Consider the following 17976-nt stretch of genomic DNA (forward strand, 5'->3'; position numbering starts at 1 on the left):
GGGTTGCCGGCGAGCGGCCGGCACTACCCGCGCGCGCTCAGGCGCTGATGCCGTATTCCTTCAGCTTCTTGCGCAGGGTGGCGCGGTGGATGCCCAGCATCGCGGCGGCGCGGCTCTGGTTGCCTTCGCAGTGGTTGAGCACTTCCACGAACAGCGGGATTTCCATCTCGCGCAGCACGATCTCGTAGACATCGTCCGCGTCGCAGCCATCAAGATCACGCAGGTAGCGGCGCACGGACTGGGCGACGTGTTCACGCAGCGGTGGCCGGGGAGCGCCACGACTGTTGTCAGGACGAGAGAGGACAGCGTTCAAGGGGGTTCCCGATTCGGTTGGCCCGTGCGCGCGGAGCGCGCGGCCGGACGAGGTGGTGGCGGCCAGTCTAGCGCGAGCGTGCCCGACCTGCCACGGCTGGTCGCCTCTACCCTGGTCAGAGGAAGTCGAAGGTGAATGCGACGGTGGACGCGGCGGGTTCCTGCACGCGGAACGCGATGCGCGCACTCTGGCCCGGTTCCAGCACGGTCGTGGCCGGGCTTTCGCCAAGGTATTGCGCGGGCGTGAACACGCCGCTGCCGATCACCCGGCCATCGGCATCGGACAGTGACAGGCGCAGGTCCGGCCAGGCCTGTGCCCAGCGCGCATCGTTGCGGATGCTGGCCTGCACCTGCAGCACACCGGCCTGGCCGGGCAGGGGGCGGATCTCGCGGCTGGTCATGGTGAACGCGGTCGGCTCGTGCCAGGCCGGCAGGCTGCAGCGCAGCACGCCGCACAGTGCGCCCAGCCAGGTGCGGTTGCCGGCGTCGGCGGCCAGTCGCGCACGATCGGCCAGCACGCTCTGCAGTACCAGCAGCAGTGCCAGCCCGGCGACCAGCACCCAGTGCCAGCGCGGCGTCGGCAGCGCGCGCGGCCGCGAAGTGCCCAGGAAGCTCGGCGCATCGCCGGCCACCGCCTGCGCGGCCGGGACGGCAAGGACGGGTTCGATCACGGTCGCTTCGTCGAGGATGACGGTGTCATCGAGCTGTCGCGTCTCCGCCATCGGCGGCAGCGCCGCGTCGACCGGGTCCCCGGACTTCGCGGCAGGGATGTCATGCGCCGACGGGTCGGGCGTGCGCGCGTCGGTCGCAGGTGCGGCCTCGCCTTCCGACGCGGGGCGCAGGAAGGTGGCCAAAGGGCGGCGCGGCGGGTTCGGCTCGGACATGCTCAGGGCGCGGGCTCGGATCCAGCGGTCATTCAATCACGATCAGGCGCGGCGCGTGCCGGTGATGCGCATCCAGTCGCCATCCTGGGTGGCCTGCAGATCGTTGAACCACGCGGCATAACGCTGCAGCAGTTCGCCTTCCTGGCCCTGCAGGATGCCCGACAGGGCGATGCGACCGCCGGCGGCGACGCGTGCGGCCAGCAGCTCGGCCAGCGCATCCAGCGCCGAGGCAAGGATGTTGGCGACCACGATCGGGTAGGTGGCGACCGGTTCGTCCTGCGGCAGGTACACCTGCATGCGGGCCTGCTCGCCATTGCGCTCGGCATTGTCGGCGGTGGCGACCAGCGCCTGCGGGTCGTTGTCCACGCCGATCGCTTCGGCGGCGCCCAGCTTCAGCGCGGCCAGCGCGAGGATGCCCGAGCCGCAGCCGAAGTCGAGCACGCGCTGGCCCTGCAGCTGGCCGTCCACGGCCAGCTGGTCCAGCCAGCGCAGGCACAGGGCAGTGGTCGGGTGGGTGCCCGAGCCGAAGGCCAGGCCCGGGTCCAGCCGCACCACGGCGGCATCGGCGGCCTGTGCAGCGTCCGGCAGTTCATGGTTCCACGGCACGATCCAGGTGCGGCTGCCGAAATCCATCGGCTGGAACTGGTCCAGCCATGCGCGCTCCCAGTCTTCGTCTTCGACCGCGCGGAAGCTGCCATTGCTCCAGTCCAGTTCCGGGTCGAAGGATTCCAGGGCGGCCAGCAGCAGCAGCGCATTGCTGTCGGCGGGGAACAGCGCGCTCAGCACCAGGGTGTCCCACAGCGGCGTTTCCCCCACGCCGGGTTCGAGGATGGCCTGTTCGTTGCTGGTGTCGGCTTCGGCATCAAGCAGGGTCACGGCCAGTGCGCCGACGTCCTCCAGCGCATTTTCATAGCGGGGCTGGGTGGCTTCGGTGCAGCGCAGGGTCAGTTCCAGGAACGGCATGGCGGTGGGGACAGTCGCGGGAAAGGGGGCAATGCTAGACCATCGGGGCGTCTCCGTATTGCCTGAGATGCCGCTCTGAGATGAATGGGGGCAGTTCAGACAGGCCTGCCGGGCCTTGCTAAACTCGGCGCTTTCCTGTGTGCCGTGAACGCTCACCACCGCCGATGGCCTTCGCTCCGACCCTGAAAACTTGGTTGCTCGTGCTGCCGGCGGTGGCCGTGCTGGGCGTGGCCGGGTATCGGGCCAGCGGCCATGCTGCGGGCGTGGCGTCGACGTCGGCGTCGCCGGACCTGCCGCTGGCCATGGCCAGCCGTGACGGCGGAGCGCCGCTGCCGGTGGTGCCGGAAGCCCTGGCGCGGCGGCTGGCGGCTTTCGAGCGCGGCAACACGCTGCCGTCGGGCCTGCCGCTGGACCTGCGCGCCGACATCGAAGACGCCAGCGACCTGTATGCCTACGCCCAGCGTCTGCGCGCACAGGCCGACACCGGCAATCACGAGGCGCGCTGGATGCTCAGCCGCGTCTATGACTATTGCGCGCAGTACGCACTGGATCCGGGTGGCTACCGCCTGGACAACAACGTACTGAGCGGGTTGGGCCTGACTGCGGCGCCGGCGATGATCGAGGCACGCGAGCGCGTGGCACAGCGGTGTGGCGGTTTCGTGCCGGGCGACAAGCTGGGCGCGGCGCTGGTGCTGGCCGAACGCCGCAAGGCGGCCGCGCAGGGCAACCTGGCCGCGGAAGCGTCGCTGTTCGCCGAGGGCGAGCCCTTGCATGACAGTGCCGAGTACCGCCGCGACCTGGTCGAGCGCGTGCGCACCTCGCGCGACCCCGAGGCCTACATGGCCATCGCGCCAGGCATGGGCGTGCGTGCGGCCGGTGACCGCGCGCTTGACGGGCTGGTGGCGGGCGAGCAGCTCAGTGAACTTGCATGGCGGCTTGCGGCCTGTGAACTCGGCCTGGCCTGTGGAGCGGACAGCGTGCTGGTCAACAATTTTTGTGCGAACGGAGGGATCTGTTCGCAGGATGGAGCGCAGGATTTCCGGGATTTCGTGTATGACGCTGCGGTATCGCGGCAAGGTGCTGGGAAAATGAAGGAATGGATCAAGCGATTGGTTGGAAAGAGGGACGGGCGATGAATTACCGTCGATTCCTGCATGGGGCCAAGTTCTGGTTCTGGGTGGCGCTGTTCGTGGCCTACTCGGCTGGGGCGGTTGGCCTGCTGATGATCGATACCTACGAGGACCGCTACCGGCATCTGTCGAAGGTGGAGCTGACCACGGTGAAGGCGCAGGAAGACGTGCGCCGCGCCGGTGCCAGCCAGGTCGCTGCGGTCTACCGCGCGCAGAGTGGCATGCCATTCGCTTCACTGCCGGCCGGCAGCACCTTCCAGGTGGTGTGGCCCGATGGTTCGACCGAAACCATGGTGATCGTCGATCCGACCTCGCCCAATGGCGTGCGGCCGCTGGCCCATTCGCAGATTCCGGCCGACGTGGCCGACAAGCGCTGACGTGCTCGCTGTGGAGCCGAGCATGGGCCCGGCTCTACAGGAACAGAAAAGGGCGGGGAGATCCCCGCCCTTTTCATGTCCAGCACCTGGCGCCGATCAGGTCAATGCGATCGGCTTGTTCTTGCGCTCGGCCAGGCGCTTTTCCAGGTAGTGGATGTTCTGGCCACCGGCCTGGAAGCCCTTGTCACGCATGATCCGCTGCTGCAGGGCGATGTTGGTCTTGATGCCATCGACCACCATTTCGCTCAGTGCCACCCGCATGCGGGCAATGGCGGTTTCGCGGTCCGGGCCGTGCACGATCAGCTTGCCGATCATCGAGTCGTAGTTCGACGGCACGCGGTAGCCACTGTAGATGTGGGTGTCCACGCGCACGCCGGGGCCACCCGGCGGATGGAAGCCGGTGATGGTGCCCGGGCTCGGCACGAAGGTTTCAGCATCTTCAGCGTTGATGCGGCACTCGATGGCATGGCCGGTCAGCACCACGTCGCTCTGCTTGATCGACAGCTTCTGGCCGGCGGCGATCTTCAGCTGCTCGGCCACCAGGTCGATGCCGGTGACCATTTCGGTGACCGGATGCTCCACCTGGATGCGGGTGTTCATCTCGATGAAGTAGAAGCGGCCGTCCTCGTACAGGAACTCGAACGTGCCCGCGCCGCGGTAGCCGATGCGGATGCAGGCTTCCACGCAGACCTTGCCGATCTGCTCGCGCTGCTCGGCGGTGATGCCCGGCGCCGGTGCCTCTTCCACCACCTTCTGGTGGCGGCGCTGCATCGAGCAGTCGCGCTCACCGAGGTGGATGGCGTTGCCCTGTCCGTCGGCCAGCACCTGGATTTCCACGTGGCGCGGATTCTCCAGGAACTTCTCCATGTAGACCTCGCCATTGCCGAACGCGGCCTTGGCCTCGCTCTTGGTGGTTTCGATCGAGGTCTTCAGCGACGCTTCGGCGTGCACCACGCGCATGCCGCGACCACCGCCACCGCCGGCCGCCTTGATGATGACCGGATAACCGATCTCGCGGGCGATCTTGGTGTTGGCGACGATGTCCTCGCCGAGCGGGCCGCCCGAGCCGGGCACGCACGGTACGCCCGCGGCCTTCATCGCGCGGATGGCTTCGACCTTGTCACCCATCATGCGGATGGTGTCGGCCTTGGGGCCGATGAAGATGAAGCCGGATTCTTCCACGCGTTCGGCGAAGTCGGCGTTCTCCGACAGGAAGCCGTAGCCCGGGTGGATGGCCTGGGCGTCGGTGACTTCCGCCGCCGCGATCAGGGCCGGGATGTTGAGGTAGCTCTGCGGCGACGGCGCCGGACCGATGCAGACCGACTCGTCGGCCATGGCCACGTGCTTGAGGTTGCGGTCGACCGTGGAGTGCACGGCCACCGTGCGGATGCCGAGGGTATGGCACGCGCGCAGGATGCGCAGCGCGATCTCCCCTCGGTTGGCGATGACGACTTTGTCGAGCATGGCGCGCCCCTCAGCCGATCACGAACAGCGGCTGGTCGAATTCCACCGGCTGGCCGTTCTCGCCGAGGATGGCAACGATGGTGCCGGAGGTGTCGGCTTCGATCGGGTTGAACATCTTCATCGCTTCGATGATGGCCAGGGTTTCGCCTTCCTTGACCTGCTGGCCCACGGTGACGAAGGCCGGCTTGTCCGGGGCGGACGAGGCGTAGAAGGTGCCGACCATCGGCGAGCGCAGCACGTGGCCTTCCGGCAGTGCCGGGCCCGGCTTGGCGCTGCCGCCGGTGGAGGCTTCGGTCGGCGACTGCATCGGCATCGCCTGCGGCGCCGGGGCGGCCGGAGCGGCATACACCGGCGCGGCGACCGGGGCGGCATAGCCGGCCACCGGGGCGCGCGACAGGCGCACCGACTCTTCGCCTTCCTTGATTTCGATTTCAGCCAGGTTCGACTCTTCCAGCAGGTCGATCAGCTTCTTGATTTTGCGGAGATCCATGGTGGCCTCTTTGCTCGTGATGTCAGTGTGGTGGAGAGTGCGGTTGCACTCGGTTCAAAGCAGTTCGTAGAACTCGCGCAGCTGCCGCGTACGGTCGCGCGTCTGGGTGATCAGGCATTGCATCTTCGCGGGGTTGCGCGAGGTGCCGTCTGCATTGAAGGCATACACCGCCTCGCAATCTGCATCGCGCAAGGTGATCCAGATGCGCTGGGCCTTCACCAGCTGTTGTTCGGCCGCCGCGCAGCGGCTGCAGCTGCCATCGGTTGCCTGCGCCTTCAGTTCGCCACGCGCCTGCGCGTAGACGGCGTTCAATGCGCTGTCGGCATCATCCAGGCGATCGGAATCGCACATGTCGCGCTCGTAGCCGCCGCTTGCCTGTGCGCAGTCGATGCCCGCGGCCGCGCGCTCGGCAGCGACACTGGCGCCGCACAGACCGGCCCACAGCAGGATGCCGGCAAGCACGCGCGGCGGCATCTTCACGCGCTGGCCGCCTGCACGCGCAGCAGCGCCGCGTCCATCGCGTAGCGGTAGCTGTCGGCACCGAAACCGCATACCACGCCCACTGCCTTGTCACTGAAGTAGCTGTGCTGGCGGAACGGCTCACGGGTATGCGGGTTGGACAGGTGGATCTCGATGAACGGCACCGCCACCGCCGCCAGCGCATCGCGCAGGGCGACCGAGGTGTGGGTGAAGGCGGCGGGGTTGATCAGGATGAAAGCGGTTCCGTCGCTGCGCGCAGCCTGCACGCGGTCCACCAGCACATGCTCGGCGTTGGACTGCAGCCGTTCCACGGTGTGTCCGGCGGCCGATGCCTGGGCAGCCAGGGCCTGGTCGATGTCGGCCAGCGTGGTGTGGCCGTAGACCTCCGGCTCGCGGGTGCCGAGCAGGTTGAGGTTGGGGCCGTGCAGGACCAGCAGCTTCGCCATGGGATCCGGAAGACGGGAAAGGGCGGCAGTCTGGCGGAACCGGCGGATGCTGTCCAGTTCGGCGAAGTTTGCAGCGTTTCAATCGTATGTTTGAAATCTGCCGGAGCGCTTGCGGCCGTATGGCGGGCGCTGGATCAAGGCGCGCTGAACGTGGTGCTGGACGGGGATGCGTGCACGTAGGCCGACGATGCCGGCATCCACGCCATGCGGGGAGGACGGGGTTCGGTGGGCAGCACACTGCGCCTCCACATGGAGCTGTCCGGCACCCGGCCGCTCAGATCTCCAGCGGCACCGTCGGCACCACGTTCGGGAACACCTCTTCCAGCGGTTCCGGCTGCCCGGGCTTCGGCGCCGGCCAGTTGTAGGCATTGACCGGCTGCGCGCGGTTCACCCACAACGCGTAATGCAGATGGTCAGCGCGGCCATCGCCGGTATTGGGGTGGATCAGGATGGTCAGGCCCAGGCTGTTGAGCTGCAGCCAGGGCACCAGCACCGGCAGCAGGTCGTTGGTGAAGCCGAAATAGAACGACGGGGTGACGTGCGGCCCGCGTGGCTCAAGGTTCCAGTTGCCCAGCTCCACAGGGAAGCGCTCGGCGGCCCAGCGCCGCAGCAGCGCGGCCTTCTCGAAGCTGTCCTCGTCGAAGTAGATGTGGGCGTGGTAGCTCTTGATGGCGGTGTAGGCACGTGGCCGGGTGGGCAGCGTGGCCTCGCCGGGGCGCACGCTGGCCGGCCGCGGGGTAGGCTCGCTGGCCGTGGCCTGGCCCCAAGGGCTGCGGCCCTCGGGCGCCGGCGGAACGATGGCGCGGAAGCCGGGTCGCCCGGGTTCGGTGGTGTTCACGGCGTTGTCGCTGCGCGCGGCTGCGGTGGCAGCCGACGCGCTGGCCAGGCCGCCAGCGGCCAGCCCGGCCGACGCGATCAGGCGACGGCGCGCGGGTGAAAGCAGGTCGGCCCAATGGGCGTCATCGTCGCCGGCGTCGATCAGGGTCTGCGGGTCCGGGTGCATCTGGGGCTCCGTGGGGCACTGTGTGGCAGGCAAGCACGCTCGGGCAGCGTGCACGGTGGTGTCCAATAAGCAGCCGGCATCACCTCATGCACGCTGGCCCACGCCGTGATTGAGTGCCGCCGCAGCGTGGGCTAGGGTGCAGGTCCGCCGCCCGGGAACCCGCCATGACCCCGCTTGATGCCGACACCCAGCGCAAGCGCGCGCGTTTCCGCCAGCTGCATGCGCGCGGTTGTTTCGTGCTGCCCAATCCGTGGGACGTGGGCAGCGCCCGCTACCTGCAGCGGCAGGGCTTCCAGGCACTGGCCACGACCAGTGCCGGCTGCGCCTGGAGTGAAGGGCGGCCGGATGGGGCGGTTTCGCTGCAGGCCACACTGGAACATCTGCGGCTGATGGCGGCCGCGACACCGCTGCCGTTGAACGCCGATTTCGGTGATGGCTTCGGCGCCACGCCACAGGCAGTGGGCGAGGCGGTGGCGGCGGCCATCGACACCGGTATCGCGGCGCTGTCGATCGAGGACGCCAGCGGCGTGGCCGATGCGCCGCTGCGGCCGATCGGGCAGGCGGTCGAGCGACTGTGTGCGGCACGTGCGGCCATCGACCGCGCGGGGGGCGATGTGCTGCTGGTCGCGCGGGCCGAGAATTTCTTCGTTGGCGTGCCGGATCTGCAGGACACCCTGCAGCGCCTGCGCGCCTATGCCGAGGCCGGCGCCGATGTGCTGTATGCACCGGGCATCAGCACGCCCGAACAGATCAGCGCGGTGGTTGCCGCTGCAGGGGCGAAGCCGGTGAACCTGCTGGTGGGGGGACCGACACCGCTGAGCCTGCAGGACATCGCCGCACTCGGCGTGCGACGGGTCAGCCTGGGCGGTGCGCTGGCGCGAGCTGCGTGGGGTGGGCTGATGCAGGCCATCGAGCCGATCATGCAGGACGGTCGCTTCGATGGCCTGCAGCAGGCGGCTTCGGGCGCGGCGTTGAACGCGCTGTTCCGCTGACACATGCCCAGGCCTGCAATGGACCACCCCGGGCGTGGATGGACGCGCGCCTGCGACTACAGCGCTTCCATCCCGCCCCTGGGCAGCGTCACGCCCGGCTCCAGCGCCGGCAGCAGTTGCCGCAGCAGTGCCGGGTTGTCCAGCATCGCCGCGCCGTCCAGATAGCGCCATTGCGTTGTACCGACGCGTCGCACAGCAACCATGAATGACGTGCTGCGCATCGGCGCTTCGCGCACGCGCAGCAGTGACTGGCGCGGTACGAAGCAGACTTCCTCGTCACCGGCCGCATAGGTGCGGCCCGGCACGCCTGCCTCGTCGCTGATGATCGTGACGCCGGCCTTGCGCAGCGCCTTCACGGTGTCGCGGGTCGCCCGCGCATAGGCCTCGTCGCCACCGGCCAGCTGCTTCAGGCTGGGATGGGTACGCGCGATGATCAGCTCGGTATCGCCACGGGCGAAGGCGCCCATCATCGCCTGCACCTCATTGCGCAATGCGGCCGAGTCTTCCGGACTGAGTTCACCGGCCAGCGCGGGCGTAACGTCCATTGCCATCGGCAGGGCCAGCAGAAGGGCAAGCAGATACCGGTGCATCGTCGGGCAGCTCAGTGGGAACTGCCGCACTATACGGTGGATGCGGAAACAGCGTCCCACGCATGGCGCTGGTATCCCGGGCGACACTACTTACTATTGGTAGTTAGTGAACTCCGGACATGCCCCATGCACACCCTCATCGTTACCGCCCACCCTGAACCCGGCGCGTTGACCCATGCCATCGCCAGGCGCATCGGCGAAGCCATCACCGCGTCGGATGCCGCCAACAGCGTGACCCACGCCGATCTGATGGCTGAAGGCTTCGATCCGCGCTTCAACATGCAGGACCAGGCGCTGTTCCGTGGCACCGGCGCAACTCCGGCTGACGTCGCCGCCGAGCAGGCGCGGCTGCAGGCTGCCGACACGCTGGTACTGGTCTATCCCCTGTACTGGTGGTCCTTCCCCGCGCTGCTGAAGGGCTGGATCGATCGTGTGTTCACCCAGGGCTGGGCCTACCAGGACGGCGCCGATGGCAAGGTGCAGAAAAAGCTGCAGCGGTTGGGCGTGCATCTGGTCGGCATCGGCGGGGCTGGCGCGGACATGATCGAACGGCGCGGCTACGGTGCGGCGATGAAGACCCAGATCGACATGGGCATCTTCGACTACTGCGGCGCGCGCGTGCTGTCGTCCGACCTGCTGCTGGACGCCGATTCCGGTGCAGCCGAAGCGCATCTGCAGACCGCGCTGGCGATCGGCCGTAAAATCGGTGCTCCGATGCGCTGACCGCCGTGCTCCACCGATGCCTGCCAACGCCGCTCCCACGCGCCGCCGATTGACCCGCGAGCAACGCGCCCGCCAGTTGCTGGACGTGGCCTGGGCGCTGGTCGGCGACGAAGGCACCGACGCATTGACGCTGGGGCGGCTGGCCGAGGCGGCCGGTGTGACCAAACCGGTGGCCTATGATCACTTCGTGACCCGCAACGGGCTGCTGGCCGCGCTCTACGATGACTATGACGGGCGGCAGACGGTGGTCTTCCACGAGCGTATCGGCCGTGCCAGGGCGCAGCTGGCCGATCGTGCAGCGGCCATCGCCTCCGGCTACATCGACTGCGTCCTCAGCCAGGGCAGTGAAGTGCAGGGCATCCTCGCTGCGCTGGTGGGCGCGCCGGAACTCCATGAAGTGCGTCGGCGCTACCAGCAGGACTTCATCGACAACTGCGACACCTGGCTGGGCCCGTTTGCGGCCGATGGCACGGTCCCCCTGGCCGGACGCTGGGCGATTCTCGGTGCGGCCGAAGCCCTGTCCGAAGCCGTGGCGGCAGGCGCGCTGGACAAGGCCGGCGCCGAGGCCGAGCTGCAGCGCTTGATCGTGGCGACGGTCAAGCGACGCTGATCCGCTCAGGCGTCGACGGTGGTGTCGGCCAGCGCCGCAAACCCGGCGGCCAGCCGCTCGCGCACAAGGGCATCGCGTGCGTCGCGGCTTTCAGCGCCCAGCACCACGGTGATCAGGCGTACCGGCAGGTTCCGCCCGGGCACAGCCCGGCAGGCAGTGGCGGCCAGGCAGAAGCCTGCGGCCTGGGTGTAACCGGTCTTCAATCCATCCACGCCGTCTTCGCCAAGCAGTGCGTTCTGGTTGCTGCGGCTGAAGCGGCCATGCGCGAACGTGCGCTGCGCGGTGATTGCCAGGATCTGCGGATGGTCATTCAGCAGGCAGGCGGCGAGTACCGCCATGTCGCGCGCGCTGGAGGCATGGTGCGGGGTGGTGATGCCGGACACGCTGGCGAACCGCGTGCTGCGCAGGCCAAGCTGGCGCGCGTGCCAGTTCATGCGGCCCAGGAACGCAGGCTGTGATCCGTCCAGATGGCGTGCGATGGCCAGCGCCGCATCATTGCCGGAGACGATCATCAACCCTTCCAGCAGGCGCGCCAGCGTGACCGTTTCGCCGGGCACCAGGCCCATGCGTGTTTCATCATCGGCTACGGCAAGCACATCCTCGGCGGCGATGGTGACCGCCTGGTCCCACGTGCCACCGTTCTCTTCGACGCATCCGTAAGCGGCGTAGGCGGTCATCAGCTTGGTCAGCGAGGCCGGTTGCCGCGCGATGTCCGCGTTGTGCTGGTGGACCACCGCGAAGGTTGCCGCGTCCAGGGTGATGGACGAGACCGGCAGGTGGGCAGGCGCAGGAGCAGGCATGGTGGCGGTGATGACAGCGACAGCCAGCAAGGATAGTCCGAAGCGGCTGCATGAAGCTGTACTGCCAAAGCCCTGCGGCGCCCACGGCAACGCCCGGTTGCGCCCGGGCTGCAGTGGAGGCAGCCTGCGCACATGCAGTCGCATATCCGCATCGACGGTCGTGTCTTCGCCTACGTCTTCCCCTGTGCGTGGGAGGACTACGCGAAGATCGGCTTTTCACGCGATCCGCTCGGGCGCATCAGCGCATTGCACCGGCGCTGGTTCGAGTTCTTCGACCTTGATGCCGGTACGCTGGTGGAAGCGGAGAGCGAGCGCGATGCGCGTGATCTGGAGCTGCAGCTGCGTTCGCCGTTCAAGGCGCACCGCGCGCCGGCGCCGATGACGGTCCAGGACAAGGCCGGAGGTCGCACCGAATGGGTGCGTGGTGCCAACCAGGCGTTGTCGCTCGCGGTTGATGCGTTGGGCGCACAGGGCTATCGCTGTTTCCAGCTCAAGGCTTGGCTGCAGGCCGCCCAGCGCCTGCGCATGGACCGGCTGCACGACTGGGCGGCGGTGCAGCTTCCGGAAGAGGATGGCCTGCGCATGCCCGGTGGCCCCGGCGAGCGCGTGCTGCGTGACACCCTCGACGGTTGCCGGGTGCTGGATATCGACCCAATGCCATGGCTGCCTGAACACGTCCAGCGTTGGTATGCAGGTTGAGCCGTGTTCAACGGCCACGCGGTTTCTGAACCGGCGCGGCCGGTTGCGGCGCACCCGTGGGGGAGCCGGTGGACGGGCAGGCCAGCTGCCGGGCCAGTTCGGCGTTGGCCACGTGGCCCTGCAGGAACAACAGGCTGCCGTAGATGTTCATGAGCGTCCCTCCACTTGAGTGGATTGCACGATACGGGCAGCATTGACCGGGAAAAAGCGACATTTCCGCAAGCATGCCTTGAGAGGAATTCAAGCCTGATGTCCCGTCCGCCCCTTCACGTCCTGCAGGGTTTCGTGGCCGCCGCGCGGCTGGGCAACCTGTCACGCGCAGCGGCGTCGATGAACCTGACCGTCAGTGCGCTCAGCCATCAGATGCGCCAGCTGGAAGAGCGGCTGGGGCAGCCACTGCTGGTCCGCCAGCCACGCGGCGTCACCCTCACCCTGGAAGGGCAGCGCCTGCTCGACCAGGTCGGCCCGCATCTGGATGCGATCAACGAGGCCTTCCAGCCCTATGCCGCACGCGCCGAGCACGTGCTGACGATCAGCGCGGTACCGTCGATGGCGTCGGCGTGGCTGGTGCCGCGCTTGGGGCACTTCGTTGCCGAGCATCCACAGATCGAGATCAACCTGCAGTCGAGTGAACGCCTGATTGACTTCGAGCGACAGCGCCAGTTCGACGCCGCGCTGCGGCTGGGCAGCGGGCAGTGGCCGGGCCTGGTGGTGGAGCCGCTGTTCGACGAGTGGCTGCTGCCGATGGCCAGCCCGGCGCTGATCGAACGCATGGGAGGGATCGACCGCGTGCCGCTGAACCAGTGGCCGCTGCTGGGGGATCCCGATGGCGCGTGGGGCGCCTGGTTCGCGCTGAGTGGGCAGAACCCGCCGCCGCGCTTCGTGGCGGTGCTGGATGATTCGGAGGCGCATCACCGTGCGGCGCTGGACGGGGTGGGCGTAGCGCTGGGACGGGTGACGCGGGCGCGCCTGCTGCTGGATTCCGGCCAACTGGTGGCGCTGTCCAGCCTGCGACTGAAAACCGCCTGGCCGCATTGGCTGGTCTACCCGCAGCGCTCGGCCCGCCATCGCGGCTTCCTGGCCTTCCGCGACTGGCTGCACGCTCAGGCGGCCGAGCACGTCCGGCACATGGCAGACGCGCATTTATAGCGTCGAGCCATGCTCGACTGCGTGTGTCCGGCAGTCACCGTACCAACGTAACCGTCTGCCCGGCACGGGCGAAGGCTTCGCCCAGCAACGAGCCTGCCTTGATCGCCTCCACTTCCTCGAACAGCGCCTGCAATGCATCGGCCGGGCGCGAGGCCGGCGCCGCGACCGCCTGCTGGATCACGGTGAAACGGTCGGCCAGCACGCGGTGGCCGGGATGCGCCTGCGCCCAGGCGGCCAGCGGCTGGCGCACGCCGGCGGCGGCATCCAGGCGCTGCAGATCGAACAGGGTGATGGCAGCGGCCGACGTCTCGGCCCGCTCGATCATGGCGTGGCGCAGTTCGCGGCTGAGGAACAGGTCGTAGGCGGCGCCACGACCGACCGCGATGCGCAGGCCATCGCGGTCCAGGTCGGCCACCTGCTGCGCAGGGCTGTCCTCGCGCACCAGGTAGGTGCCTTCGATCTCCACATAGGGGGCGCTGAAGGCGATGCGGTCGGCGCGCGCCGGATCGATGGCCAGGAAGGCCAGGTCCCAGGCCTCCTTGCTGGCTGCAGCGACCACCGCGGCCGCGGCGTCGTGGCAGGTGAAGCGTGCCTGCACGCCCATGCGCTGCGCCAATGCCGTGGCCAGTTCCAGTGACGGCCCGCGCGGTGAGCGCGCGTCCCCCTGCGCCAGTACTGGATTGCCCAGGTTGATGGCCACGCGCAGGAAGCCCAGCGGTGCCAGCGCACCACGATGATCGGCCAGGGACATGCAGGACTCCGCGGGGAAAGGGCGGTCCAGCATGCCAGTACGGACCTGCAAGGCAGTGTCAGCATCCGGTTATCCTGCGGACATGAACCCCATCCTGCACGTCGAGATACCGGTCACTGACCTGGGCCGGGCCATCACGTTCTACCAGCACTGGCTGCAGGTGGCGGTGGACGAACCGATCCTGCTGCACGACTGCAGGATGGCCTACCTGCCGTTTGCCGATGAGGCCACCGGTGCCAGCATGGCGCTGGTGCGGGGGGCCGACTATCTGCCCTCCGTCCACGGTGCGCGCATCTACATCGGGGTTGATGACCTGGATGCCAGCCTCGAGCGTGCACTGCAGGCCGGGGCCGAGCTGCGCTTCGGCCCGGCCGATGCCGGTGACTGGCGCGTGGCCGAGATCGCCGACAGCGAAGGCAATCGCATTGCGCTGCAGGCGCGCGTGATTCTGTAGGGCCGAGCCCATGCTCGGCTGAGCTGGAGCGGCTGGGCCAACAGCAGCCGAGCATGGGCTCGGCTCTACAAGGGCGCGGCGCGCGAGCGCTGCAGCCAGTCGTTGATCGCCGGGTCCAGCCGTGGGTCGTCCGGCAGCTGCATGCCGAAGCGCTGCTGCAACACCTCGCGCACGTCGCCCACATCGCGCAGCGGACGCTTGTCCGGTGCCTGGCCGGAACGGTACTCGGTGTAGTTGCCACTGCCGATGGTGCGTCGCCAGTCCGGCCCGGTCAGGGATGCGCGCAGCTGGCCGGGGAAACTGGAATCGGGATGGGTGCACACGTACCAGTTGCCCACGACGTTGTCGATCGGTGCCGGCGCGTGCAGGTCGAAGCGATACATCGCCCGCCAGCCATCGCCGGACTCGGCGGACAGCACGAAATCCCCCTCGCCGGGCAGGCGCTGCAACAGGAAGCGCTCGTGGGGCGTGGCCTGCGGCTGCGGATCATGCAGCCGCAGCGGCACGGTCGGGGTCAGGCTGCCGAAACCGGCATCCACCAGCCAGTCATCGCCGTCCACCTGCACGCGCAGCAGCAGGTGGGTGCGTGCGGTCAGTTCGCCGTCCTGGGCGGCCAGCAGCACGCGCGCGCTCAACGGCTGTGCATCGAAGCCCAGCGCCTGCAGCAGTGCCAGCAGGCCGCCGTTGAGTTCGAAGCAGTAGCCGCCACGACGGTCGTCGAGCAGCTTGCGCTGCACGCTGTCCAGGTCGATCGGTACTGCATCGCGCAGCAGGCAGCTGAGGGTTTCGAACGGAAGCAGTGCGTTGTGGCGCTGCTGCAGCAGGGTCAGGCCCGCCAGCGTCAGCGGTGGCGGTGCATCCAGCTTCAGGCGTTGCAGGTAGCGGGGGACATCGAGCGTCGTCATGCGCGCGCCGGGCGGGGGAGGGAGATCTACTGTGCTCTCCCAACCGGGGTTGAGGTCAAGCATTGCGCGGGTGTCATCCCCCCGTCGCCTGTGCCGGGTACAAAGGCCGCGTCCGCCAGCAATCGGTGGGAGTGAACCAGGAGCGCCCTAAAGTCGCGCCATTTCCCGCCGATACAGGTGCGTCCTTCCGCCTGGAGCCTGTCATGTCGGCCGTCGTCCCCCACCTCCGGTCCCTGCGCATGCGGCTTGCCGCACTGCGCTCGGCGTCCCCCGGCCTGCTGCTGTGGCTGCAGCCGCATCGGCTCAGTGTGGCCAGCAAGCTCAAGGCGACCCTGTGGGTCTGTGGGCTGGGCCTGATCGCGATCGCCGCCGTCTACGCCTGGACCGGCCATGCCAGCACGCAGGCGGCGCGCAGCCAGGCCAGCTACCAGCACGGCAGCGATCTGGCCGCGAGCGTGGCCACGCGGGTGGCCGAGGCGCGTCGTCTGCAGACCCAGTATGCACGTAGTTTCGACGATGCCGACCGCGCGCAGCTGCTGGCGACGCAGAAGGCGCTCCAGGCCGATCTTCAGGCGCTGCGCGCGATGCCGATGGATCCCGGCCGGCGCGAGGCGCTGCAGGCACTGACCGAAGCCGCCGGCGCGTTCTCGCAGGGTGTGGCCGCCCTGTTCGAACGCGTCGATGAGATGGGTCGTGGCGATGCCGGCCTCGCCGCGCAATTGCAGCAGGCCGCCGACGCCCTGCAGGCGCAGGTGGATGCGTTGCAGCGGCCTTCGTTGGCGTTGTCCCTGCAGAAGATGCGCCGACAGGAGGCACTGCTGCTGCTCGATGGCGACTCCACCCATGCCGACCGTGCGAGCGAAGAAAAGCTGCCGTTCGATCTCGCACTGGTGGGCCTGCCGACCGATGCGCAGGATGCCCTTCGTAACGGCATGGAGGCCTATCAGGCCGCATTGCTGGGCTATACCGCCGCCCGCGTGGGCCTGGATGTAGAGGCGCAATCGCTGCTGGATACCGCCGCCGGCGTGGCGCCGGCGCTGGCCGCCTTCCAGCAGGCCCAGGTGGCGGCGCTGGCCAAGGCACAGGCGCGCCAGCAGGCCGGCGCACGCACCATGAGCGTGCTGTTCGCGGTGACCCTGCTGCTGGTCGCCGGTGTGTTGATCACCAGCCTGGTGCTGGTGCGGCGTGCGGTGCGCCAGCCGATCCAGGACACCCTGCGCTTCGCCAGCGACGTCGCCGACGACCGACTCGACACCACCCTGCGTGTCTACAACGCCAACGATGAAATCGGCCAGCTGGCGCAGCGCCTGGTCGACATGCAGCAGCGCCTGCGCGCGCGCATCGAGGCCGAGCGTGCCGTGGCGCGCGGCAACACCCGTGTGCGGCAGGCATTGGACAGTGCGCAGACCGGGCTGATGGTGATCGATGCCGAGGGCCAGGTGGCCTACGTCAATCCGGCACTGCTGCAGCAACTCGAGCGCGAGGCCGAAGATCTGGTGGGCAGCGATGCCGTGGGCCTGCATCCGGCGCTGGCCAGCCTGGCCGCCGCGCGCCAGCGCGAGGAGCGCGAGATCGGCCATGCCGGCGTGCGCTACCAGCTGATTGCCAACCCCATCATCGACGAAGGGCAGTTCCTCGGCGTAGCGGTGGAGTGGCGCAGTCGTGCGCTGGAGACGCTGCTGGAAACCGAGGTCGCTGCCCTGGTCGATGCTGCAGCACGCGGCGACCTGCATGGCCGTATCGTGCTGGAGGGCAAGCAGGGCTTCGTGCGCACCTTGTCGACCAGCATCAACCGCCTGCTGGCCACCTTTGAAACCAACCTTGGTGACCTGCAGGCACTGCTGGCTGCGCTGGCCCGCGGCGACCTCAGCGTGCGCATGGAGGGGGACCTGCAGGGCGTGTTCGCGCGCATGCGCGACGATGCCAATGCCACCGTCGCGCAGCTGGGCCGCATCGTCACCCGCATCCAGCAGGCCACCTCCGGCCTGGATACCGGCGTTGGCGAGATCGTCGCCGGCCATCACGATCTGTCGCGGCGCACCGAGCAGCAGGCCGCCAACCTGGAAGAGACCGCGGCGTCGATGCAGGAGCTGACCGATACCGTCGGCCGCAACGCCGATGCCGCAGGCCGCGCCGATGCACTGGTGCAGGGCGCGGCGGCGGTGGCCCAGCGGGGTGGCGAGGCGGTCGGCCAGGTGGTCGCGACCATGCATGGCATCAGCGAAGCCTCGCGACGGATCGGCGACATCACCCAGTTGATCGACGGCATCGCCTTCCAGACCAACATCCTTGCCCTCAATGCGGCGGTGGAAGCGGCGCGTGCCGGCGAGCAGGGCCGCAGCTTCGCCGTGGTGGCCGCCGAAGTGCGCCTGCTGGCGCAGCGCAGTGCCGAGGCGGCCAAGCAGATCAAGGGGCTGATCGAGGATTCGGTGGCGCGTGTCGGCCAGGGCAACCAGCAGGCCGCGCAGGCCGGCACCACGATGGGCGAGATCGTCGGCAGCGTGCAGCAGCTGGCCGAGCTGCTGGCAGGTATCCGCAGTGCGTCGCAGGACCAGCATGCGGGCATCGCTCAGGTGAACCAGACCATCGTGCAGATGGAAGCCAGCACCCAGCGCAACGCCAGCCTGGTGGAAGAGGCGGGGGCCTCGACTGCGCAGATGCAGGCGCAGGTGCGTGCTTTGGCAGAAGCCGTGGGCGCGTTCCGCTTGCAGTCGATGCCGCAGGCGCGCGCGGCGGCCTAGTCAGCCGAGCGTG

At 68.6% G+C, this 17976-nt stretch carries 22 protein-coding genes; 9 read left to right on the forward strand and 13 right to left on the reverse strand.

What is annotated here, in order from left to right; translation table 11 throughout:
* Positions 1-37: 37 nt before the first annotated feature.
* The 3 genes from fis to prmA form a co-directional block, all read right to left on the reverse strand.
* Positions 38-313 (reverse strand): DNA-binding transcriptional regulator Fis, encoded by a 276-nt coding sequence (gene fis / locus AC5P8R_RS00285; RefSeq protein WP_005419706.1) that lies wholly within the window; start codon positions 311-313, stop codon positions 38-40.
* Between the two features lie 115 nt (positions 314-428).
* Positions 429-1196 carry a DUF3426 domain-containing protein gene (locus AC5P8R_RS00290; protein ID WP_049407899.1) on the reverse strand — a complete coding sequence of 256 codons (768 nt, stop codon included), beginning with the start codon at positions 1194-1196 and terminating at the stop codon, positions 429-431.
* 42 nt (positions 1197-1238) lie between these two features.
* Positions 1239-2159 (reverse strand): 50S ribosomal protein L11 methyltransferase, encoded by a 921-nt coding sequence (prmA, locus tag AC5P8R_RS00295; protein ID WP_180835825.1) that lies wholly within the window; start codon positions 2157-2159, stop codon positions 1239-1241.
* Between the two features lie 164 nt (positions 2160-2323).
* On the opposite strand from prmA, the gene AC5P8R_RS00300 reads away from it, so the two are divergent.
* Together AC5P8R_RS00300 and AC5P8R_RS00305 are read left to right on the forward strand one after the other, a co-directional pair.
* Entirely contained in the window at positions 2324-3295 is a 972-nt protein-coding gene (locus tag AC5P8R_RS00300) for a hypothetical protein (RefSeq protein ID WP_032959076.1), read from the forward strand.
* Positions 3292-3666: a hypothetical protein gene (locus AC5P8R_RS00305; protein ID WP_032959077.1), complete on the forward strand. Its 375-nt coding sequence runs from the start codon at positions 3292-3294 to the stop codon at positions 3664-3666. The genes AC5P8R_RS00300 and AC5P8R_RS00305 overlap by 4 nt, the downstream gene beginning before the upstream one ends.
* Positions 3667-3762: 96 nt before the next feature.
* Here the strand turns inward: AC5P8R_RS00305 and accC are convergent, their stop codons facing one another.
* The 5 genes from accC to AC5P8R_RS00330 all read right to left on the reverse strand — a co-directional run bounded on the left by accC (position 3763) and on the right by AC5P8R_RS00330 (position 7549).
* Complete coding sequence (accC, locus tag AC5P8R_RS00310) at positions 3763-5130, reverse strand: acetyl-CoA carboxylase biotin carboxylase subunit (protein WP_014648613.1); 1368 nt, start codon at positions 5128-5130, stop codon at positions 3763-3765.
* Positions 5131-5140: 10 nt separating this feature from the next.
* Positions 5141-5620, reverse strand: a complete 480-nt coding sequence (gene accB / locus AC5P8R_RS00315; RefSeq protein WP_005419696.1) for an acetyl-CoA carboxylase biotin carboxyl carrier protein — start codon at positions 5618-5620, stop codon at positions 5141-5143.
* Between the two features lie 54 nt (positions 5621-5674).
* On the reverse strand, positions 5675-6100 hold the full coding sequence (locus AC5P8R_RS00320; protein ID WP_032959079.1) for a lysozyme inhibitor LprI family protein: 426 nt from the start codon (positions 6098-6100) through the stop codon (positions 5675-5677).
* The gene (aroQ, locus tag AC5P8R_RS00325) at positions 6097-6546 is read right to left on the reverse strand and encodes a type II 3-dehydroquinate dehydratase (protein ID WP_032959080.1); all 450 of its coding nucleotides are present in this window, start codon (positions 6544-6546) and stop codon (positions 6097-6099) included. Before aroQ ends, AC5P8R_RS00320 begins: the two co-directional genes overlap by 4 nt.
* A gap of 274 nt (positions 6547-6820) precedes the next feature.
* The gene (locus tag AC5P8R_RS00330) at positions 6821-7549 is read right to left on the reverse strand and encodes a DOPA 4,5-dioxygenase family protein (RefSeq protein ID WP_014648610.1); all 729 of its coding nucleotides are present in this window, start codon (positions 7547-7549) and stop codon (positions 6821-6823) included.
* Between the two features lie 164 nt (positions 7550-7713).
* Between AC5P8R_RS00330 and AC5P8R_RS00335 the strand changes: the two genes are divergently transcribed.
* Positions 7714-8541 carry an isocitrate lyase/PEP mutase family protein gene (locus AC5P8R_RS00335; RefSeq protein ID WP_134966121.1) on the forward strand — a complete coding sequence of 276 codons (828 nt, stop codon included), beginning with the start codon at positions 7714-7716 and terminating at the stop codon, positions 8539-8541.
* Between the two features lie 56 nt (positions 8542-8597).
* Here the strand turns inward: AC5P8R_RS00335 and AC5P8R_RS00340 are convergent, their stop codons facing one another.
* Positions 8598-9131: a hypothetical protein gene (locus AC5P8R_RS00340; protein ID WP_169411607.1), complete on the reverse strand. Its 534-nt coding sequence runs from the start codon at positions 9129-9131 to the stop codon at positions 8598-8600.
* Positions 9132-9257: 126 nt separating this feature from the next.
* Between AC5P8R_RS00340 and AC5P8R_RS00345 the strand changes: the two genes are divergently transcribed.
* A complete protein-coding gene (locus AC5P8R_RS00345; protein ID WP_049407909.1) occupies positions 9258-9854 on the forward strand; it encodes an NAD(P)H-dependent oxidoreductase in 597 nt (198 codons plus the stop codon).
* Positions 9855-9870: 16 nt separating this feature from the next.
* Positions 9871-10464 carry a TetR/AcrR family transcriptional regulator gene (locus tag AC5P8R_RS00350; RefSeq protein ID WP_111205593.1) on the forward strand — a complete coding sequence of 198 codons (594 nt, stop codon included), beginning with the start codon at positions 9871-9873 and terminating at the stop codon, positions 10462-10464.
* 5 nt (positions 10465-10469) lie between these two features.
* On the opposite strand, the gene AC5P8R_RS00355 is transcribed toward AC5P8R_RS00350, so the two are convergent.
* Positions 10470-11264, reverse strand: coding sequence for a D-alanyl-D-alanine carboxypeptidase family protein (locus AC5P8R_RS00355; protein WP_495222982.1), 795 nt, complete (start codon positions 11262-11264; stop codon positions 10470-10472).
* Between the two features lie 132 nt (positions 11265-11396).
* Here AC5P8R_RS00355 and AC5P8R_RS00360 point away from each other — a divergent pair, with 132 nt between their 5' ends.
* Complete coding sequence (locus tag AC5P8R_RS00360; RefSeq protein ID WP_014648604.1) at positions 11397-11963, forward strand: GIY-YIG nuclease family protein; 567 nt, start codon at positions 11397-11399, stop codon at positions 11961-11963.
* A 7-nt stretch (positions 11964-11970) separates the two neighbouring features.
* Here the strand turns inward: AC5P8R_RS00360 and AC5P8R_RS00365 are convergent, their stop codons facing one another.
* Positions 11971-12114 (reverse strand): hypothetical protein, encoded by a 144-nt coding sequence (locus tag AC5P8R_RS00365; protein WP_162838509.1) that lies wholly within the window; start codon positions 12112-12114, stop codon positions 11971-11973.
* A gap of 98 nt (positions 12115-12212) precedes the next feature.
* Here AC5P8R_RS00365 and AC5P8R_RS00370 point away from each other — a divergent pair, with 98 nt between their 5' ends.
* Positions 12213-13112, forward strand: a complete 900-nt coding sequence (locus AC5P8R_RS00370) for a LysR substrate-binding domain-containing protein (protein ID WP_495222887.1) — start codon at positions 12213-12215, stop codon at positions 13110-13112.
* A 34-nt stretch (positions 13113-13146) separates the two neighbouring features.
* On the opposite strand, the gene AC5P8R_RS00375 is transcribed toward AC5P8R_RS00370, so the two are convergent.
* Positions 13147-13863, reverse strand: a complete 717-nt coding sequence (locus AC5P8R_RS00375; RefSeq protein ID WP_495222888.1) for a transporter substrate-binding domain-containing protein — start codon at positions 13861-13863, stop codon at positions 13147-13149.
* 82 nt (positions 13864-13945) lie between these two features.
* Between AC5P8R_RS00375 and AC5P8R_RS00380 the strand changes: the two genes are divergently transcribed.
* A complete protein-coding gene (locus tag AC5P8R_RS00380) occupies positions 13946-14317 on the forward strand; it encodes a VOC family protein (protein ID WP_032959087.1) in 372 nt (123 codons plus the stop codon).
* A gap of 65 nt (positions 14318-14382) precedes the next feature.
* On the opposite strand, the gene AC5P8R_RS00385 is transcribed toward AC5P8R_RS00380, so the two are convergent.
* Positions 14383-15222 carry an arylamine N-acetyltransferase family protein gene (locus tag AC5P8R_RS00385; protein WP_495222889.1) on the reverse strand — a complete coding sequence of 280 codons (840 nt, stop codon included), beginning with the start codon at positions 15220-15222 and terminating at the stop codon, positions 14383-14385.
* Between the two features lie 203 nt (positions 15223-15425).
* On the opposite strand from AC5P8R_RS00385, the gene AC5P8R_RS00390 reads away from it, so the two are divergent.
* Positions 15426-17963 carry a methyl-accepting chemotaxis protein gene (locus AC5P8R_RS00390; RefSeq protein ID WP_495222890.1) on the forward strand — a complete coding sequence of 846 codons (2538 nt, stop codon included), beginning with the start codon at positions 15426-15428 and terminating at the stop codon, positions 17961-17963.
* Positions 17964-17976 lie beyond the last annotated feature (13 nt).

It is taken from the genome of Stenotrophomonas sp. YJH_SMC_73 (genome assembly GCF_059370155.1).

Bases quoted from the DNA above. Each gene is read 5' to 3' on its own strand.
- accB (WP_005419696.1), bottom strand. From the start codon at position 5,620: ATGGATCTCCGCAAAATCAAGAAGCTGATCGACCTGCTGGAAGAGTCG.
- AC5P8R_RS00290 (WP_049407899.1), bottom strand. From the start codon at position 1,196: ATGTCCGAGCCGAACCCGCCGCGCCGCCCTTTGGCCACCTTCCTGCGC.
- AC5P8R_RS00360 (WP_014648604.1), top strand. From the start codon at position 11,397: ATGCAGTCGCATATCCGCATCGACGGTCGTGTCTTCGCCTACGTCTTC.
- AC5P8R_RS00375 (WP_495222888.1), bottom strand. From the start codon at position 13,863: ATGTCCCTGGCCGATCATCGTGGTGCGCTGGCACCGCTGGGCTTCCTG.
- AC5P8R_RS00300 (WP_032959076.1), top strand. From the start codon at position 2,324: ATGGCCTTCGCTCCGACCCTGAAAACTTGGTTGCTCGTGCTGCCGGCG.
- AC5P8R_RS00365 (WP_162838509.1), bottom strand. From the start codon at position 12,114: ATGAACATCTACGGCAGCCTGTTGTTCCTGCAGGGCCACGTGGCCAAC.
- aroQ (WP_032959080.1), bottom strand. From the start codon at position 6,546: ATGGCGAAGCTGCTGGTCCTGCACGGCCCCAACCTCAACCTGCTCGGC.
- AC5P8R_RS00345 (WP_049407909.1), top strand. From the start codon at position 9,258: ATGCACACCCTCATCGTTACCGCCCACCCTGAACCCGGCGCGTTGACC.
- AC5P8R_RS00380 (WP_032959087.1), top strand. From the start codon at position 13,946: ATGAACCCCATCCTGCACGTCGAGATACCGGTCACTGACCTGGGCCGG.
- prmA (WP_180835825.1), bottom strand. From the start codon at position 2,159: ATGCCGTTCCTGGAACTGACCCTGCGCTGCACCGAAGCCACCCAGCCC.
- AC5P8R_RS00370 (WP_495222887.1), top strand. From the start codon at position 12,213: ATGTCCCGTCCGCCCCTTCACGTCCTGCAGGGTTTCGTGGCCGCCGCG.
- AC5P8R_RS00355 (WP_495222982.1), bottom strand. From the start codon at position 11,264: ATGCCTGCTCCTGCGCCTGCCCACCTGCCGGTCTCGTCCATCACCCTG.
- AC5P8R_RS00390 (WP_495222890.1), top strand. From the start codon at position 15,426: ATGTCGGCCGTCGTCCCCCACCTCCGGTCCCTGCGCATGCGGCTTGCC.
- accC (WP_014648613.1), bottom strand. From the start codon at position 5,130: ATGCTCGACAAAGTCGTCATCGCCAACCGAGGGGAGATCGCGCTGCGC.
- AC5P8R_RS00340 (WP_169411607.1), bottom strand. From the start codon at position 9,131: ATGCACCGGTATCTGCTTGCCCTTCTGCTGGCCCTGCCGATGGCAATG.
- AC5P8R_RS00350 (WP_111205593.1), top strand. From the start codon at position 9,871: ATGCCTGCCAACGCCGCTCCCACGCGCCGCCGATTGACCCGCGAGCAA.
- AC5P8R_RS00335 (WP_134966121.1), top strand. From the start codon at position 7,714: ATGACCCCGCTTGATGCCGACACCCAGCGCAAGCGCGCGCGTTTCCGC.
- AC5P8R_RS00305 (WP_032959077.1), top strand. From the start codon at position 3,292: ATGAATTACCGTCGATTCCTGCATGGGGCCAAGTTCTGGTTCTGGGTG.
- AC5P8R_RS00385 (WP_495222889.1), bottom strand. From the start codon at position 15,222: ATGACGACGCTCGATGTCCCCCGCTACCTGCAACGCCTGAAGCTGGAT.
- AC5P8R_RS00330 (WP_014648610.1), bottom strand. From the start codon at position 7,549: ATGCACCCGGACCCGCAGACCCTGATCGACGCCGGCGACGATGACGCC.